The following is a 15194-nucleotide window of genomic DNA, read 5'->3' on the forward strand; positions in this document are numbered from 1 at the left end:
CCGGGTCACTTCCGGGCCGCGTCGGCGAGCAGCTTGTTGGCCTCCTCCTGGGCCCTGCGCACGGCCGTCGGTGCGTCCTGCTCACCTTTCACGGCCTTCTGCACCTCGCGGACGACGGCGTCGCCGACCTGGTTGGTCCACTGGACCGGGGTGTTGGCGTCGAGTGCGGCGGACTTCAACTGCTCGGCGCCGACCGCGCGGGCGACGGTGTCGGCGTCCTTGCCGTCGCCCCGGTCGGAGAAGCGGGGGTCGGCGAGGCCCTGGGCGTTGGAGGGGTAGATGGTCGCGTTCTTGGAGAACTCGACCTGGTTGGGGCCGTTGGTGACCCACTTGGCGAACTCGACGGCCGCGTCGAGGTGGCGGGTGTCCTTCCTGATGCCGAGGGACTGGGCGTAGATGCCGATGTGGCCGAGCCTGCCGGTGACGGCGCCGGCGACCCGGGTCCGTGCGTAGACCTGCGGGGCGTTCTGTTTGACGTCCTTGACGAAGCCCGGGGAGCCGGGGCCGAAGACGAGTTTGCCGCTGCCGTAGAGCTGGTTGATGTCGTCGGCCTTGAGGAGGGACTCCTTGGGCATGGCGCCCTTGGCGTAGAGGGACTTCATCCGCTCGACCCAGGCGACGGCCCCGGGGGTGTCGAACACGAAGCGGTCCCGGGCGTCGTTGAGGAGGGGGATCCCCATCTTCTGCCAGTCGCCGGGGAGGCGGCCCTTGGGGTCGGCCATGAAGGCGGAGAACCGGCCTCCGGAGCGGGCGGCGATCTGCTCGGCGTAGTCGAAGAACTGCTCGACGCTGGTCGGCGGGTGGTCGGGGTCCAGGCCGGCCTGGCGGAAGAGCTCCTCGTTGTAGGTGAGGACCTCCGGGGTGACGTACCAGGGGTACGCGAAGACGCCGTCGCCCCTGCCGGGCAGTTTGAACTGCTCCCAGGCGCCGGGGACGTACTCCTTGGCGGAGCCGCCGTCGAGTCTGGCGACGTCGGCGAGCAGGCCGCGGTCGCCGAGGAGCTGGAAGGAGTCGGTGGAGAGGTTGACGACGTCGGGGAGGGTGCCGGCCTGGGCGTCGGCGACGAGCTTCTCGTTGTAGCCGTCGCCGGGGACGTCCTCCCAGCGGACCTTCGCCGCGGGGTGCTGCTGCTCGAAGGCGTCGATGACGCCCTGGACGTACGCGGTGTACTTGGGTTTGAGCTGGAGCGTGCGGAACGTGATCTCGCCGGCCACCTCGCCGGTCCTCCGCGCGTCCTCGGTGTCCGCGGGGCCGCCGCTCAGGCCGCACGCGGAGGCGGAGAGGAGGGCGCCGGCCACGAGCGTGGCGAGGGCTGTGCGGGGCAGGTGCAAACGGTTCATCGTCGGCCGCCTCGGGGGTAGTTCCGGCCTCGCTGCCGGATCGCCTGCCCACGCTGGGCCCGGTAGCGGGGCGCGTCAATGCGGCCGCGGGCGGGCATGGCCGGTACTGCGCTGATGCGCTTTAGCTCGCGCGCAGCAAAACCGCTTCAGCAGCCCGTGCACGGTGCTCCGGGCAGGAACGCCCGGGCGGTGCAAGGAGGCCGAAAAGCTGTTCCGGGCTCCTGCCGCGCCGCTGCCCCGCTCCCCTACTTCATGCGGTAGTCGGCCTTCTCGGCGAGCTTGCCGTCCTTGAAGCAGAAGCGGTACACGGTCTCCTCTCCGACGGCGCTGTCGCCTGCGGCGAGGTACCAGGAGCAGGCGCTGCCGGCGGGCTGGGCCGGGCCGCCCTCCTTCAGGGCGTCCGTGAGGAACGATTCCCCGGAGGGCAGCTTTTCACGGACGGCGTCCTCGGGGTCGCCGACCTTCACGGAGGCGTACACCGCGGGCTCGATGACGGTCTTGCCGGCGGCGTCGACCACCTTCCCGATGCCGAACGCCAGCGCCACGGCGACGGCGATGCCGACGACCAGCGCCACTCCGCAGCCGATGAGACAACCCTTGCGCTGAGCCATGCCCGTTCCTCCGTGCGTGTTCGATCCGTGGTGTTCCGGTGGTACACGCAGACCTTCGCAGGGGGACGGTGGCGTGCGCTGTCCCCGAAAGTCGCAGGCCGGAGCAACGATGGTCGTCCGTACGGCGGGTGGCGCCCGGCGGCTAGTGCGGGGCGGGGCCGGTCGCGAGGTCCGCCGGGTCGGTGTTGGCGCCGCACAGCACCACGGCGACGCGTTCGCCGAGCGGTTCGGGCGCGGTGCGCAGGGCGGCCAGGGCCGTCGCCGCGCCTGCTTCGACCACGATGCGGTGCTCCTCCCACAGGGCCCGCCGGGCGGCGGTGATCTCCGCGTCCGGGACCAGGACCGAGCGGACGTCGCCCTGGTGCGCGGCGGCCAGCGCGTCCGCCGAGACGCGGGTGGCGCCCAGCGAGTCGGCGGCCACCGAGTCCACGGGGACGTCGACGGGCCGGCCGGCCGCCAGCGCGGCGTTCAGCGCCCGGCAGTTCTCCGGTTCGGCGGCGACCACGCGGATGCCGTGCTCCCGGGCGGCGGTGGCGACACCGGCGAACAGCCCGCCGCCGCCGACGGCGACGACCACGGTGTCCACCCCGGGCAGTCCGGCCCGGATGTCGTCGAGCAGGGTGCCCGCGCCGGCGGCGACCAGGGGGTGGTCGTAGGCGTGGCTGCCGAGGGCCCCGGACGCCGCCGCGAACTCCTGGGCGGCGGCCTGCGCCTCGGCGAACCGGTCCCCGACGAGGCGTACCTCGGCCCCGTACCGGCGCAGCCGCTCCACCTTGACCCGGGGCGCGTCGACCGGCACGAACACGGTGGCGGGCACGGAATGGGCGCGCGCCGCCCAGGCGCAGGCCAGGCCCGCGTTGCCGCCGGAGGCGATGGTCACTCCGGCGTCGGGCAGGGCGCCGGCCTCGCGGTGGGCGGCGAGGAAGTTGTGTGCGCCGCGGGCCTTGAAGGAGCCGGTGTGCTGGAGGTGTTCCAGCGCGTACCAGACGCCCTGGGCGGCGGGCACCACGGCGGCGGGGCGGACGGCGCCGGCTATGCGGTGCGCGGCGGCGCGCACGGCGGCGCGGTCGAGCTGCTGTTCCATGGTCGCTCTCCTCGGGGACGTGAGGGGTGGTCAGGGTCCGGGCCGGGCGGCCTCGATCAGCTGGCGCAGGGCTCCGTGGTAGACGTCGTGGTCGGTCAGGGCGGGCAGTACGGCGTCCATCCCGGCGGTCAGGACGGGGAACTCCCCCGGGTCCAGCGCCGCCAGGGCCGCCCGCGACGCGGCGGTGGCCCCGGCCGGGTCGCGGTGGTCGACGAAGGCGGCGCAGCCCAGGGTGAGCAGGTACATGCGGCGGTACGCGGTCATCGCCTCGGCGGGGGTCATCCCGGCCGCCACGTTGTCGGCGAGGGCGGGCTCGACGAGCCGGGCCAGCAGCCGGCGGCCCAGCCACGGCCGGCCGCCGCGCAGCACCAGCAGTCCGGGGTGGGCGGTGAGCAGCCGGTAGAGGGCGGTGAAGCGGCGCTCGGTGGCCTCGGCCCAGTCGGTGCCGGCCGGCACCTCGGGCAGCTGTCCCGCGAGGTGCTCGGTGCAGAGGTCGAGCAGGCCCGCGAGGTCGGTGCAGCGGCGCTGGACGGTGGCGTGGGAGACGTCGAGCCGGTCGGCGAGGGCGCGGAAGCTGAGCGCGCCGTGGCCTTCCTCGTCGATGATCCGCAGGGCGGCGACCGCGATCGCCTCCGGTGTGGCCCGGTCCAGGGCAGCTGATCTCCTCGGCATGAGATACAGCGTATCAGCCGCTGTCACATACGCCGTATCTCCGCGATCGCATGACGGACCTACACCCATATTGCTGGTCATCACCGCACATCGGGCGACCTTTGTTGACAGCGGGTAGTCACATCGCTGCACTGGGCGCACCACAGCGCCGTCAAGCCCCGCCCGCCCCCCACCGCAAGGAGTCTCCGTGCCGCCTCGCCTGCGTGCGTCGCTCCCCTGCCTGACCGCGGCCGCCCTGCTCGCCCTGTGCCTCGCCCCCGCCCCGGCGGCCGCCGAGCCCACCGCGACCTCGGACACCCCGCTCGCCCTGACCCCGCCCATGGGCTGGAACAACTGGGCGCACTACATGTGTGACGTCGACGAGGCCAAGGTGGTCGCCAACGCCGACGCACTGGTCTCCAGCGGCCTCGCGGCCAAGGGCTACGACACGGTGACCGTCGACGACTGCTGGATGACCAGGAGCCGCGACGCGCAGGGCGCGCTGGTCGTGGACGCGCAGAAGTTCCCGCACGGCATGGCCTGGCTGGGCGAGTACCTGCACGCCAAGGGCCTGAAGTTCGGCATCTACCAGGACGTCGGCTCCCTGACCTGCGAGAAGTACCCGGGCAGCGGCTCCCCCGAGGGCGGCGGCCCGGACCACTACGCGCAGGACGCACGGCAGTTCGCGTCCTGGAAGGTCGACTACGTCAAGATGGACGGCTGCAACCTGTGGGTGCCGCCGGGCAGGACCAGGGAGCAGGCGTACCGCGACGCGTACGTCGCCGTCGCGGGGGCGCTGCGGGCGAGCGGCCGCAGCATGGTGCTGTCCGCCTCGGCGCCCGCCTACTTCCAGCAGGGCGAGTGGGGCGGCTCCGACTGGCACCGGGTGCTCGGCTGGGTCGGCTCGACCGGCCAGCTGTGGCGCGAGGGCAAGGACATCAAGGTCTACAACCCGGCCGCGCCGGCGACCTCCCGGTGGAGCTCCGTCCTCGGCAACTACGGCTACAACCGCTGGCTCGGCCGGTACGCGGGCCCCGGCAACTGGAACGACCCCGACTTCCTGATCGCGGGCGCCCCGGGCCTCACCGACGCGGAGAGCCGCAGCCAGGTCGGCCTGTGGGCGATGATGGCCGCCCCCTTCATCCTGTCCTCCGACGTCTCCGCGCTCACGCCGGGCGGGCTCGCCGCCCTCGGCAACGCCGACCTGATCGCCCTGGACCAGGACCGGATGGGCCGGCAGGGCGCGGTGGTCTCCGCCAACGCCACCTTCGAGGTGCTCGCCCGGCCGCTGGCGAACGGCGACCGCGCCGTCGCCGTCCTCAACCGGTCGGGCAGCACCCGCGACATCTCGGTCCCGCTCGCCGACATCGGCCTGTACGACTGCACGGTCGACGCCAAGGACCTGTGGACCGGGAGCCGCACCGAGGTCTCCGCGTCCCTGACCGGGCGGCTCGCCGCGCACGACACGGCGGTGTGGCGGCTCACCCCGCACCGCGGCTGCGGCGGGGCCGTGCCCACCGGACAGATCACCGGTGACGGCGTGAGGTGCGCGGACGGCGCCAACACGACCGGAGTCGGCGCCGTCGTCCTGTCCGCGTGCACCGCGGCCGCCGACCAGCGGTGGGTCCTCGGCGGCGGGGACAGCCTGCGGCTGGACGGCGAGTGCCTGACGGCGAGCGGCGGCGACCTGGTGGAACTGGCCCGCTGCGTGCCGTGGAAGGCCCGGCAGGGCTGGACCCACCTGCGGAACGGGACCCTGGTCGAGAAGGTGAGCGGGCTGTGCCTGACGGCGCCCCCCGCACCCGCGACCGCGGACGCCCCGGCCGAGCGGCTGCGGCTGGCCGAGTGCGGCGACCACCGGGTCGACCAGGCCTGGTCTCTGCCGGTCTGACGGGCATCCGGATGACGAACCTCCGCACCGTGAGCCGGCGCCGCCGGCCCGCCCGGCCGCTGCGCCCCGCAGCCCTCGCCGCCCTGCTGGCCCTGCTGTGCGCGGCCTCCCCCGCGCTCGCCGGCGTACGGTCCCACCCCCCGACGGTGCCTCTTGCCGCGCCGGGCGCCCCGGGCGCACCAAGCACACCAGGGGCACCGGGGACACCGGGGACACCGGGTGGACCCGCCGGGGCCAGGCCGCCCGGTTCCGCCGCCTTCGACGCCGGGCCGGCACGGGCGGCGCTCAAACGGCTGCTGCCGCGCCATGCCGCCCAGTTCACGCTCGTACCGGCCGCGCCCGCCGGGGACGCCGGAGCTGCCGGAGGGGACACCTTCACCGTGTCCGGGCGGGCGGGGGCGATCACGGTCCGCGGGTCGACCGGCGCCACCCTGCTGACCGGCGTCGGCTGGTACCTCCAGCACGTCGCCGGTGTCGACATCGGCTGGCCCGGCGACAGCATCGGGATGCTGCCCGCCCGCCTGCCCGCGGTGCCCGCGCCGGTCACCCGCAGCGCGCTGGTCCCGCACCGGTACGCCCTCAACGACACCGACGACGGCTACTCGGGCCCGTACCGCACCTTCGCCCAGCACCAGCGGCAGATCGACCTGCTGGCCCTGCACGGCATCAACGAGGTGTTCGTGCAGGTCGGCGCCGAGTACCCCTACTACCGGGCGCTCCAGGGCTTCGGCTACTCGCCCGCCGAGCTACGGGGGTGGATCCCCGCGCCGGGCCACCAGAGCTGGTGGCTGCTGCAGAACCTCAGCGGGTTCGGCGGCCCGGTCTCCGAGCGGCTGCTGCGCGAGCGTGCCGCCCTCGGCGGCCGGATCGCGGAGCAGCTGCGCGGGCTCGGCATGACCCCGGTCCTGCCCGGCTACTTCGGCACGGTGCCGCCCGGCTTCGCCGACCGCAACCCGGGCGCGGCGACGGTGCCGCAGGGCGACTGGGCGGGCTTCACTCGGCCCGACTGGCTGGACCCGTCCTCGGCGGCTTTCCCGAAGGTGGCGGCCGCGTACTACGCGGAGCAGCGCGCCGTGTTCGGCGACAGCACCATGTACCGGATGAGCCCGCTCCACGAGGGCGGGACGGTGGGTCCGGTCGACGTGCGGGCGGCGGCCGGAGCCGTCCAGTCGGCCCTGCACGCCGCGCACCCGGGCGCGCTGTGGGCGGTGCTGGGCTGGCAGGACAGCCCCCGCAAGGAGCTGCTGGCGGGGGTGGACACCTCGAAGGTGCTGATCCTCGACGGGCTGTCCGACCGGTACAACCGGCTGGACCGGGAGTCCCGCTGGGGCGGGGTGCCGTACGCCCTGGGGACGATCTACAACTTCGGCGGGCACACCACCGTAGGCGCCAACACCTCCGTGTGGATCGACCGGTTCGGCGCCTGGCGGACCAAGGGCAACAGCGCCCTGAGCGGCACCGCCTACCTGCCGGAGGCCACCGGAACCAATCCGGCCGCCTTCGACCTGTTCACCGATCTGGCGTGGGAGCCGGGCCCGATCGACCAGAAGGCCTGGTTCGCGGACTTCGCGGCGCGCCGGTACGGGCGCCCCGACGCGGAGGCTGCGGCCGCCTGGGAGGAACTGCGCACGGGCCCGTACAGCACCTCGTCCGGGCTGTGGTCGGAGTCGCAGGACAGCCTGTTCACGGCCCGGCCGAGCCTGACCGCGGCGGGGGCCGCGTACTGGAGCCCCCGCTCGATGCGCTACCCGGCCGATTCGGTCCGCCGGGCCCTGGACCACCTCCTCAAGGTGGACCCGCGGCTGCGCCGCTCCAGCGCGTACCGCTTCGACCTGGTGGACACCGCGCGGCAGGCGTTGGCCAACCACTCGCGGGTGCTGCTGCCGGCGATCAGAGCCGCGTACGAGGCGGGGGACCTGGCGCGGTTCCGGGCGCTGACCGCCGCCTGGCAGGACGCGGAGCAGCGGCTGGACGCCCTGATCGGCTCCGACCCGAACTTCCTGCTCGGCGACTGGCTGGCCGCGGCGCGCGCCGCGGGCGCCGACCGGGCGGAGCAGGACCGGTACGAGTACGACGCCCGCTCGATCCTGAGCGTGTGGGGCGAGCGCGGCACCAGCGAGGGCGGATTCCTGCACGACTACGCGAACCGGGAGTGGAGCGGGCTGGTCCGGGAACTGTACGCGCCGCGCTGGGCGGCGTACTTCAAGACGCTGGACGAGGCGCTGGTCACGAAGACCGCCCCGCCGCAGATCGACTGGCACGCCTTCGAGGAGGCGTGGGCCCGCCGGACCACCGGGCATCCGAGCGGCGCGAAGGGCCCGAGCGGGGATCCGCACGCACTGGCCACGGCGGTCGCCGCGCTGCTACACGATCCGACGAGCGGATGATCGGACCGCCCCCGAAGGGTCACCCCTTCGGGGGATTCTCGCTCCCCCTGTGGGGGAGAACCCGCCCGCGCACCCGTTTCGCGGGCGGGCAGTCGTTTCACTGGCCCGGAAGCGATCGGGGTGGACGCCGAATCGATACGGCAGCCGCCCCTCCCGACGCCGTGACGGCCCGACGCGAGAAGGAGTGCACCGAGCATGTCCCAGACCGGACACGAGCGGCCCGACCGGCCCGGGCAGGACGTCCCCGCACCGGACGTCCCCGCGCAGGGGTCACCGACCACCGGAAGCCCGGACGCCCCACCGGCTCCGGAGCCCCCCACCGCCGGGCCGGGCACCGCGCCCCCCGACCGCTTACCGGCCCCCTGGCCCGCGGACGGCGTGGTGGAGCTGCGCAAACGGGGCGGCCCGGCCGACGGGGAGGCGGCGCATCCTCTGGAGGCGATGGCCCGCCAGGCAGCGGAACGCGTGGCCGCCGACCGCCGCCCCCGAGGCTGACCGAGCCCGACGGAACCGTCCCCGGTCCCGACACCCCGGCCCCGCCGGGGACCGCCGCCCCCAGCCGCGCCGGGGGTCCGGCAATCCGGCCTCGCCGTGCGTCCGGCAATCCGGCCTCGCCGGCGTTTCAGGCGCTGGGGGTGCCCCCAGCGGTAGCTGGGAGAGGGTCCGGGGGCGCAGCCCACGGTTTCGGGAAGGGGCGGGGCGGGGGACCGCTCCGCGCAGCGGAATGCGCCGCACCCACGGCGGCCAGGAAGGACGACGGCACCGGTGCACACTGGACCGGAGGGCGGGACCGGACCGGACCGGACCGGACCGGCGAGCGAACGGTGAGGTGCACATGACCTCCGATCAGGCGGGACCCGAACGCCCGCACCGCGCCACCCCCCACCCGCACCCGAACCCCCGCACCCTCGCCACCGGCACCGCCTGCGGCCTGGCCGCCACCTGCGCCGGCCTCGCCGTGGCCCAGCTGGCCGCCGCGGTGGTCCGTCCCGACGCCGCCCCCGTCACCGCCGTCGGCGGCGCCGTGGTCGACCGCACGCCCGTCGGGCTCAGGGAGTGGGCGGTGGCCCAGTTCGGGACCGCCGACAAGCTGGTCCTCACCCTCGGCGTCCTCGCCGTACTCGGCCTGCTCGCCGCCACCGCCGGAGTCCTCGCCCTGCGTCACCTGCCGACAGCCCTGGCGCTGGTCGGCGCGGTCGGCCTGCTCGGGGCGCTGGCCGCGGTCAGCCGACCCCAGGCGTCCTGGCAGGACGCCCTGCCGTCGGCTGTCGGCGCCCTGACCACGGCCGCGGTGCTGTGCCTGCTGGTCCGCGCACTGCGCACACCCCGCCCGGCCGGCGCCCCGCCGGGCGGCACCTGGGCGCTGGACCGGCGCGGCTTCGGCAGGCTCGTCGTGGCCACGCTGGTCGGGGCGGCCGGGATCGGCTACGCGGGCCGGCGGCTCGGCGCGCACGGCTCCGCCGGGGCGACCGCCTCCCGGGCCGCCTTCTCGCTGCCCCCGCCGGAGGTGCCGGCCGCGCCCGTGCCGCCCGGGGCGAACCTGGCGGTGCCCGGGGTGTCCTCGTTCCTCACGCCGAACCGGGACTTCTACCGGGTGGACACCGCCCTGGTGGTCCCGCGGGTGGACGCCGGTAGCTGGCGGCTGCGGATCCACGGCAAGGGCGTCGCCCGCCCCCTCGAACTGGACCTGCCCGCGCTGCTGTCCCGCCCGCTGGTCGAGCACGACATCACCCTCACCTGCGTGTCGAACCCGGTCGGCGGCCCGTACGCGGGCAATGCCCGCTGGCTCGGCGTGCGCCTGGCCGACCTGCTGCGCGAGGCGGGCGTACGGCCGCCCTCGCGGGGCGGCCCGGCCGATCAGCTGGTGGCCCGCTCGGTCGACGGGATGACGATCGGCACCCCCGTCGAGGCGGTCATGGACGGCCGGGAGGCGCTGCTGGCCGTCGGGATGAACGGCGAGCCGCTGCCCTTCGCGCACGGGTTCCCCGTACGGATGGTCGTGCCCGGCCTGTACGGGTACGTCTCGGCCTGCAAGTGGCTGCGGGAGTTGGAGCTGACGACGTTCGCGGCGTACGACGCGTACTGGGTGCGCCGGTCCTGGGCCCAGCAGGCACCGGTCAAGACGCAGTCCCGCATCGACACGCCGCGGGCGGGCGCCGCACCCGCGGCGGGCCGGGTGGCGGTGGCGGGCGTGGCGTGGGCGCAGCACCGGGGGATCGCCCGGGTGGAGGTGCGCGTCGACGGGGGCCCGTGGCAGGAGGCCCGGCTCGCCGATGCGGACGGCGTCGACACGTGGCGGCTGTGGACCTGGCCCTGGGAGGCGGCTCCGGGCCGGCACACCCTCCAGGTCCGGGCCACGGACGGCACGGGGGCGGTGCAGACGGAGCGGAGCACGCCGACCGTTCCCGACGGGGCCACCGGCCTGCACACCGTGACCGTGCACGTCCGGCCCGGCCCTGCCGCGCGGGAGAGTTGACGACGTGACCGCGATCCCGCCGCGGCACCGGGATAATCCAACCCGTCCCGCGCCTCATCGCCGCACCCCCGCCCGACTGCACGCCAGGAGCCGGCCGCCGTGGAGCTGACCAGTACGCCGCTGCTCGTCACGCTGATCTCCGTCACCGTCCTCGCCATGCTCGCCGCACTGCTGCTGTGGAACCGGATGCCCGGGCCCGGCTGGCTGCGCTGGCCCGCCCGGGTGGTGATGCTCGCGCTGTGCCAGACCACCGCCATCGCCGTCACCGGCGCCTGGATCAACGGCAGCTTCGGGCTCTACACCTCCTGGGACGACCTGCTCGGCACCGGCGGCACCCGGGACCCCTCGGCGATGAGCGGGCCGGCGCCGGGCCGGGCCACGTTCGACCCCGGCCCCGACGGCACCCGCAGCACCTGGTTCCGCGGCTCCCGGTCGAAGCTCGCCGGGCAGGTGATCGTGTGGACGCCCCCGGAGTACGCGGCCCCCGGCGCCAAACGCACCCGGTTCCCGGTGGTGGTGCTGCTGCACGGCTACCCGGGATCGCCGCGGACCTGGCTCGACCTGGGGAACATGCCGGGCGCCGCGGAGGAGCTGATCCGGCGGGGCGCGGCGCGTCCGTTCATCCTCGTCATCCCGGAGGTCTACCCGGGCGGGGTGAACACCGACTGCAGCAACGTCCCCGGGCGCAAGGTAGCCGACTGGCTCGCCCAGGACGTCCCGGACGTCGTCGCCCGGCACTTCCGCACCCTGCACGGCCCCGGCGGTTGGGGCCTGCTCGGCGTCTCCACCGGGGGCCTGTGCGCGGCCAAGCTGCCGCTGCAGTACCCGAAGGCGTTCCGGGCGGGCGCGGCCCTGGACCCGGACCCCCTGGCCGGTGATCCGGAGGTGCTGCCCGACCCGGTGCTGCGGGAGCGGAACAGCCCGCTGTGGCTGGTCCGGCAGGTGAAGCGGGCCGACGTCGGGCTGTTCCTGGCCACCTCCAAGCAGGACCGGTCCAGCCCGCCGGGGCAGTTGGAGGCGTTCCGCGTGGCCGCGGCGGGCAGCGGGGTCCGGGTCAGGACCCTGGTCCGCCCGGTCGGCGGCCACAACTTCCAGTCGTGGAGCGGGATGTACGGGGACGCCCTGGGCTGGCTGAGCACCGAACTCTCCCCGCCCACCGCCGACCACTGACCGGCATCGGCATCGGCATCGGCATCGGCAGAAGCCGACCGCGATCGTGAACCGAGCGGCTCCGGCCACCGCACTAGAGGGGCGGCGCCCCGCGCAGATGACGCACGAGCTGTTCCAGGGCGGTCCAGCTCTCGGCGGTCCCGCCGCCGAGGGGGTAGTAGAAGCCCGGCCGGGCGCTCGGGCCCAGCTGTACCGGGCGTTCCTTCAGCGGCGTCCTCCTCGCGGTGTCGAGCCCCGCCTCCCGGACCTCCGCGGGGCCGAGCACGAAGGCGTACGGCAGCGGCGGGTGTTCGAAGCGGGGCGGGGCGCTCAGGTCCCGGCGTGCCTCGCGCAACTGGCACATCATGGTCTTCAGCCCGTACCGCGTCACCAGCTCCTCGGCCAGCCCCGGCAGTGCCTCCAGGGCAGGCTCCTCCCCGGGGCCGTAGCCCAGGGTGAGGGTGACGTCCTCCTCGACGCCCTCCGTGGACCGGATCACGCGCAGGGTGGCGACGGCGGGCCGGTCCGGGGTGCCGACGGCCACCATCCAGGTGGACCGGGGTGCGCGCTCGTACGCCAAATCGGTCAGCTGCCGCCGCGACCAGGTCAGACCGGCCGGTTCCGATGTTCCCCAGCTGGCCGGCGGGCCGCCGGTCAGCGCCTGCCAGGCGGCTTCCAGTGCGCCGCCGAGCACGAGGTCCGCCGTGGGACGGTGCAGGGTGCGGAAGGAGACGACGAGCTGGCGCTCGCCGGTGGGCGAGACCTCCTCGAAGGCGTCCGCCACCGGGGTCTCGCCGTTCTCGTCCCGGGCCGGGGAGAAGGCGTCGTCCTGCCAGCGCAGTACGGCGCCGGTCAGCCCGTCGTAGTAGCCGCACCTCTCGTCCTGCACCACCCAGCGCGAGGACGTGGTCTGGAGCAGCAGGCGGGTGGGGAGGGAGAGGCGGCAGTGCTGCGGGGTGACGATCTGCAGGGTCCGGTCGCTCTCCAGGGTCGCCCGCAGTGCCTCGGAGAGCCAGCTCGTCATGGGGACGACGGGTCGGTCCTGGAGGATGACGGCGGCCTTGTCGGTGAGCATGTCGACGGCCGGCTGGGCGGCGGCGGGGACCGGTACGGCAGTGAGGCCGGAGACGTCGACGGGGCGGGCCGCACCGGTGGTGCCGGGGGCGTCCGGCGGCCAGACCCGGCCGCCCAGGAGCATGGTCAGACGCGCCGCGAAGGTACCGGCGAGCTGCTCGGCCTGGGGGACGCCCGCGGCGGCGCGGGCCTCGATCCACCACAGCGGGCCGTCACCGGACGGCCCTGCGCCGGGCCCCAGCAGCCGGGCCGCCTCGCCCGGCACCTGGAGCAGCAGCGGCACCTCGATCGAGACGAGCGGCCGGCCCTCCGCGTCGCACAGCTGGACCACGGCACCCTCGCCGGTGGTCTCGACCCGCAGGTCCGGTCCGCCCGCGAGCAGGCCCGCCAGGACGCTCAGCGGGTCCGGCATGCGCTCGGTGAGCGCGATCACGTCCTTGGTCATGCAGTGTCGTTCCTTCTGCTCATATCTGATCGGCTGTCATCTCGGCGTCGCCACCTGGATCAGCCGGGTTGCTCGGTCGCCGTCGTCCCGAGCAGCGCCTTGGCGCGGACGAGGAGGTCGTCGTCCGCCAACTCCACGGAGCCCGTTTCGACATCGGTCACGATGCGCCACAGGACCTTGGACCACTCCCTGACGAATTCCTCCGCCGCCACCGCCACATCGCCCCGCTCGGTGAGCAGGGACTCGTGGTTCCCGGGCGTGCTGTGCCACCGCGCCCGGATCCTCAGGCCGCCGCCCTCACGGGCCAGCTCCCATTCGGCGCAGAAGGTGTCCGACCCCCAGAAGACCTCGGCCGCGGAGAATCCCGGTCGCCGGACCTCTTCCAGCAGCGGTACCAGGTCGTCCAGCAACACCGCGATGTCGTAGCGGTACGTCAGCCGGATCGGCACCCGGTTCCACACGAGGACGGCGTCCTCGGATTCGGAGGAGTACATCTGACCGACGGCATCCGCCAGATCAGCGGCTTCGGCGATCCGACGCGGCCCGACGGGGCAGCGGCCCTCACGGATCTCGAATCCCGTGTCGCGGCGGTCGCGGATCCCGGCCAGGGGATCACGTCCGAACTCGTCGGCGTACTCGCGCCGGCGCGCGTCGGCCTTCTGGGGATCGGCCAGGCAGCAGTAGTCCCAGAAGTCGACGAGCACCCGGAACGCGTCGTCGAGGGCGAAGTCGCCCTGGACGTGCTCGACGAAGTGGTTCTCCACCCGCACGCCCTGCGGGCTGACGGTGGCGGTGTGCGCGTTCCCGTCCAAGTCCTCCGGCACGAAGCCGGGGTTGCCCCTGGCCTCGGCCACCAGGTCGATCGCCTCCAGGACGGACAGCGGCGAGAGCTGGATGTCGCCGGTCACCCAGTGCCCCAGGACACTCAGCTCGGCAGGCCCGCAGAAGTGCGGCGTATCGAATTGGTTCGTCATGTAGTACCGGGTGCGGATCACTGCTCTGTTCTCCTCCTCGCCCGCACGACAACCGTGTACGGGCCGACCTGCCACCTGCTATGAAAGTCGCGGATTACGGAAAGGGGGCACATCCGCCCTACTGCAAGGGCCTGCGTGGAGCGATCACTTCGACCTGCCCGCCCCGCTCACCGATCCATGCCTCGAGCTCCGCGCCGGCCAACTGTCGGGAGGATTCGCCACTGAAGAGCGCGATCGGCCCGAAGACGGTGCCCGTCAGGCCGCGCACCGTCGTGGAGTCGTCGACCGTGACCTTGAAGGTGTTCTGGAACAGGACCGCGTCGGTCAGGTCCGCGCCCCTCATGTCGACGCCGAAGAGCGAGGCCCCCATGATCCGCGTTCCTCTGAAGCTCGCTCCGGACGCGTCGACCCCGTGCAGCGAAGCTTTGACCATGTCGGCACCGTCGAGCCGCGCCGACCTGAGCACGGCCCCGTCGAGGTTCGCCCTGACGAGGTCCGCGCCGGTCAGATCCGCACCGGTCAGATCCGCCGACTGCAGGTCGGCCCGGTAGAAAGACGCGCCGGCAAGTCGCACACCCGCGAGGACGGCATCGGTGAACCACGCATCCGAGAAGTCCCCGCCCGAAAGGTCGGCGCCCCGGAAGTCGCGCTGCATGCCATTGAGGTCGTATTCCTCTGAGGCGAGCCACTCCCGCAGTTGCCGTATGGCTTCCGGATCGGCCGGGAGCACAGCCGGCTTCCAGTCCTTGCGGATACCGGATGACACGATCTCCCCCACGTCCTTCCCCACACCCGTCACCGCTCAGCCACCCGCGGTCGCGACCGGCGCGGGCGGCTCGGCAGGGCGTCGCACCCTGAGAAGTCACGGATTCCGGACAGCGGCGAGAGCTGGATGCCGGCCGTCACCCACTCTCCCAGGAACATCAGCTCGTCAGGCTCGGAGAAGGACGGCACCTCGAACGCGTCCTCGATGTGGTACTTGGTGCGGGACACTGCTCTGTTCTCCTCCTCGCCTGCTACGGCATGAGCGGGTAAACGGTCTGCGCGTCACGCCTCATCGGTCGAAACAACCATGGGGGCTACCGGGAGCGGTCACTTCGGCCTTCCCACCC

The 15194-nt window shown here is 74.0% G+C and carries 13 protein-coding genes; 5 read left to right on the plus strand and 8 right to left on the minus strand.

What is annotated here, in order from left to right:
• Positions 1-5: 5 nt before the first annotated feature.
• From ACSHWO_RS05735 to ACSHWO_RS05750, 4 genes are all read right to left on the minus strand, one after another.
• Entirely contained in the window at positions 6-1340 is a 1335-nt protein-coding gene (locus ACSHWO_RS05735; RefSeq protein ID WP_361092678.1) for an ABC transporter substrate-binding protein, read from the minus strand.
• 245 nt (positions 1341-1585) lie between these two features.
• Positions 1586-1951, minus strand: coding sequence for a hypothetical protein (locus ACSHWO_RS05740; RefSeq protein WP_385846078.1), 366 nt, complete (start codon positions 1949-1951; stop codon positions 1586-1588).
• 142 nt (positions 1952-2093) lie between these two features.
• The gene (locus tag ACSHWO_RS05745; protein ID WP_438310294.1) at positions 2094-3035 is read right to left on the minus strand and encodes a serine/threonine dehydratase; all 942 of its coding nucleotides are present in this window, start codon (positions 3033-3035) and stop codon (positions 2094-2096) included.
• Between the two features lie 30 nt (positions 3036-3065).
• Entirely contained in the window at positions 3066-3707 is a 642-nt protein-coding gene (locus tag ACSHWO_RS05750) for a TetR/AcrR family transcriptional regulator (protein ID WP_438310295.1), read from the minus strand.
• A 187-nt stretch (positions 3708-3894) separates the two neighbouring features.
• Between ACSHWO_RS05750 and ACSHWO_RS05755 the strand changes: the two genes are divergently transcribed.
• From ACSHWO_RS05755 to ACSHWO_RS05775, 5 genes are all read left to right on the plus strand, one after another.
• Positions 3895-5577, plus strand: a complete 1683-nt coding sequence (locus ACSHWO_RS05755) for a ricin-type beta-trefoil lectin domain protein (RefSeq protein WP_438310296.1) — start codon at positions 3895-3897, stop codon at positions 5575-5577.
• A 29-nt stretch (positions 5578-5606) separates the two neighbouring features.
• A complete protein-coding gene (locus ACSHWO_RS05760) occupies positions 5607-7964 on the plus strand; it encodes an alpha-N-acetylglucosaminidase (protein WP_438310297.1) in 2358 nt (785 codons plus the stop codon).
• Between the two features lie 195 nt (positions 7965-8159).
• Complete coding sequence (locus ACSHWO_RS05765; RefSeq protein ID WP_438310298.1) at positions 8160-8459, plus strand: hypothetical protein; 300 nt, start codon at positions 8160-8162, stop codon at positions 8457-8459.
• A gap of 340 nt (positions 8460-8799) precedes the next feature.
• Positions 8800-10440: a molybdopterin-dependent oxidoreductase gene (locus tag ACSHWO_RS05770; protein ID WP_438310299.1), complete on the plus strand. Its 1641-nt coding sequence runs from the start codon at positions 8800-8802 to the stop codon at positions 10438-10440.
• A gap of 99 nt (positions 10441-10539) precedes the next feature.
• Positions 10540-11610 (plus strand): alpha/beta hydrolase, encoded by a 1071-nt coding sequence (locus ACSHWO_RS05775; RefSeq protein WP_438310300.1) that lies wholly within the window; start codon positions 10540-10542, stop codon positions 11608-11610.
• 73 nt (positions 11611-11683) lie between these two features.
• Here ACSHWO_RS05775 and ACSHWO_RS05780 read toward each other — a convergent pair whose 3' ends face one another.
• From ACSHWO_RS05780 to ACSHWO_RS05795, 4 genes are all read right to left on the minus strand, one after another.
• Positions 11684-13108 (minus strand): DUF6177 family protein, encoded by a 1425-nt coding sequence (locus ACSHWO_RS05780; protein ID WP_438310301.1) that lies wholly within the window; start codon positions 13106-13108, stop codon positions 11684-11686.
• Between the two features lie 59 nt (positions 13109-13167).
• Positions 13168-14103 carry a hypothetical protein gene (locus ACSHWO_RS05785; protein WP_438310302.1) on the minus strand — a complete coding sequence of 312 codons (936 nt, stop codon included), beginning with the start codon at positions 14101-14103 and terminating at the stop codon, positions 13168-13170.
• 97 nt (positions 14104-14200) lie between these two features.
• Positions 14201-14860 carry a pentapeptide repeat-containing protein gene (locus ACSHWO_RS05790; RefSeq protein ID WP_438310303.1) on the minus strand — a complete coding sequence of 220 codons (660 nt, stop codon included), beginning with the start codon at positions 14858-14860 and terminating at the stop codon, positions 14201-14203.
• 17 nt (positions 14861-14877) lie between these two features.
• A complete protein-coding gene (locus ACSHWO_RS05795) occupies positions 14878-15075 on the minus strand; it encodes a hypothetical protein (protein WP_438310304.1) in 198 nt (65 codons plus the stop codon).
• Positions 15076-15194 lie beyond the last annotated feature (119 nt).

The organism is Streptomyces pallidus (ex Mingjun et al. 2026), from assembly GCF_051550185.1.
GTDB lineage: Bacteria > Actinomycetota > Actinomycetes > Streptomycetales > Streptomycetaceae > Streptomyces.